This window comes from Dietzia sp. B44 (assembly GCF_014145245.1).
In the GTDB taxonomy this organism is placed as follows: Bacteria; Actinomycetota; Actinomycetes; order Mycobacteriales; family Mycobacteriaceae; genus Dietzia; species Dietzia natronolimnaea.
The window spans coordinates 1-2,298 of record NZ_JAALEF010000381.1 but is presented as its reverse complement, the minus strand read 5'-3'; the positions used below and the strand labels follow the sequence as shown (position 1 = coordinate 2,298).

2 protein-coding genes and 1 pseudogene are annotated in these 2,298 nt (G+C 72.5%); 1 reads left to right on the top strand and 2 read right to left on the bottom strand.

The features are described from left to right. Positions 1-627 (bottom strand): annotated as a pseudogene (locus G6017_RS12415) (substrate-binding domain-containing protein); the annotation flags it as partial. A gap of 108 nt (positions 628-735) precedes the next feature. Then, complete coding sequence (locus tag G6017_RS12410; RefSeq protein WP_179524674.1) at positions 736-1,482, bottom strand: enoyl-CoA hydratase; 747 nt, start codon at positions 1,480-1,482, stop codon at positions 736-738. 110 nt (positions 1,483-1,592) lie between these two features. Here G6017_RS12410 and G6017_RS12405 point away from each other — a divergent pair. Continuing rightward, positions 1,593-2,298: acetyl-CoA carboxylase carboxyltransferase subunit beta (locus G6017_RS12405; protein ID WP_277819600.1), on the top strand; the 706-nt coding region annotated here is incomplete at its 3' end.

Below are 2,298 nucleotides of genomic sequence, written 5' to 3'. Positions count from 1 at the left end.
CGGCGGCACGTCCGCGCGCCCCGCCCGGCCCTGCGCGAGCACGGCCATGGAGGCGGCGAGCGCCTCCGAGGTCGAGCGCATCGACTCGACCTCGGAGGTCGCCGCGAGGATGGGGGCGTCCGCGATACCGGACCGGACCGGGTCCCCCATCGCCAGTCCCGGCATCGAGAGCGCCGAAGTCCACGTGGGCATGTCCGGCCCGGGCCCACGCGAGGCGATGATCACCGGGGTCGACGCGATGGAGTTGAGAACGGTCTCGAACGGGATCTGGACGTCCTGGGAGATCTGAGCGAGCCGGATCGCCGAATCGGGGACCCAGATGTCCGGGAGGGTCTGACGGGCGGCGACCCGAGCCGCCATGTCGGCGGACGAGACCGCCGAGACCTCGTACGCATGACATCCCCCCGCCTCGTCCGCGAGGGTCTCGACATGCGCGAGGATGTCGGGCTCGGTGGCCACGGTGACATCGGCAGCGTCGACGCAGAATCCTCCCACCCCGGCCCTGGACAGGCCCGCGACCACGACCCCGATCACGAGGACCGCCGCCAGGAACCCCAGCCCCACCTGGACGACCCTGCGCGCCGTCGAACTCTCCCTCTGCGTCGACGCACTGTGCCTGGCGGCCATCCGCGGCTCTCCCCCTGCAGTCACCGGTCCCCGGGGCGTATGCCAGTCGCCACGTCGGCGGGATCCGGGCGCTGGAATGGTATCCGTCCGGGCCCGCTGACGGTCAGGTCATCTCCCGCGGAACACGGGAGGCCTCTTCTCCTCGCGGGCGGCGCGGGCCTCGGCCATGTCCTCGCTGTGCCAGGCCAGTTGCTGCAGCTCGGTGTGCTCCTCGCGGGGCAGGAGCCGGGCGTCGTCGTCGTTGATCACCGACTTGATGTGCCGGAGGCTGAGCGGGGCGAACCGCGCGATCTCGGCCGCCAGCTCCATCGCGGTGTCCAGGCCGCCGATCTCGTTGGCCAGCCCGATCCGGGCCGCCTCTTCCGCCCCGACCGGACGAGCGGTCATGAGGACCGACCGCGCGTGCCCGCCCCCGACGACGTTGGCGAGCCGCTTGATCGTCCAGTTGTCCAGCGCGAGGCCCACCTTGACGACGGGGACGGCGAACACCGCGCCGGGTGCCACCACGCGGAGGTCGGCGGCCAGGGCGAGCTGGACCCCGGCGCCCACGGCGGGCCCGTTGACGGCCGCGATCACGGGGACCGGCACCGACTCCACCGCCCTGAGCATCCCCGCGTGGGCGTCGTAGAAGTTGAGGTTGTACACGCCGCCGGACAGATCGGCTCCCGCACAGAAGGCCGTCCCCGCCCCCGTCACGACGATCGCGCGGACCGGGTCCTCGCCCTCTGCCGCGGCACCCGCGGCTTCGATCGCCTCCCGCAGGGCCGTGCACACCTCCGCGTCGAGGGCGTTGCGGGTGCTGTGCCGGTCGATGGTGACGACGGCGACGGAACCGTCCCTGCGTGTGTCGATCATGGCGGCGGGGCCTCCTGGTACGTCGCGGTCCGGTGCGCCGCGGGGGTACTACCCTGCACCCCGCGACCGACGATACCTGCTGGTGAACGCGCCCACCGTACGATGCGTCCATGGCGCGAACCGGAGCTCTGCAGATCCTCGACATGGTCCTCGACGACGGGTCGTTCCGGTCCTGGGACTCCGCTCCGCTGCGCTCGCCCCAGGTCGACTCGGTCCCGGGTTACGAGGCCTCCCTCGAGCGCGCGGCGCGGGACTCCGGGGTGGACGAGTCCGTCATCACCGGCGAAGGACGACTGCTGGGTCGGCGGGTCGTGTTCATCGCCTGCGAGTTCGACTTCCTGGCCGGATCGATCGGCATCGCGGCGGCCGAGCGGATCGTCTCCGCGATCGAGCGCGCCACCGCCGAACGCCTGCCGATCCTGGCCTCCCCGACGTCGGGGGGGACCCGCATGCAGGAGGGCACCATCGCCTTCCTGCAGATGGTCAAGATCTCCGCCGCCGTCGCCGGGCACAAGTCGGCGGGACTGCCCTACCTGGTGTACCTGCGCCATCCGACCACCGGAGGGGTGTTCGCCTCCTGGGGCTCGCTGGGCCACGTCTCCGTCGCCGAACCCCGCGCGCTGATCGGGTTCCTCGGCCCGCGCGTCTACGAGGCGCTCTACGACGCGCCCTTCCCCGAGGGCGTCCAGGTCTCGGAGAACCTCGCCCGCCGCGGGATGATCGACGGCGTGCTCCCTCCCGAGGGGGTCCGCGACCTCACCGCCCGGGCACTGCGTGTGCTCTGTGAGGACCCGCCGTCCGAGGACGAGCCGGCGC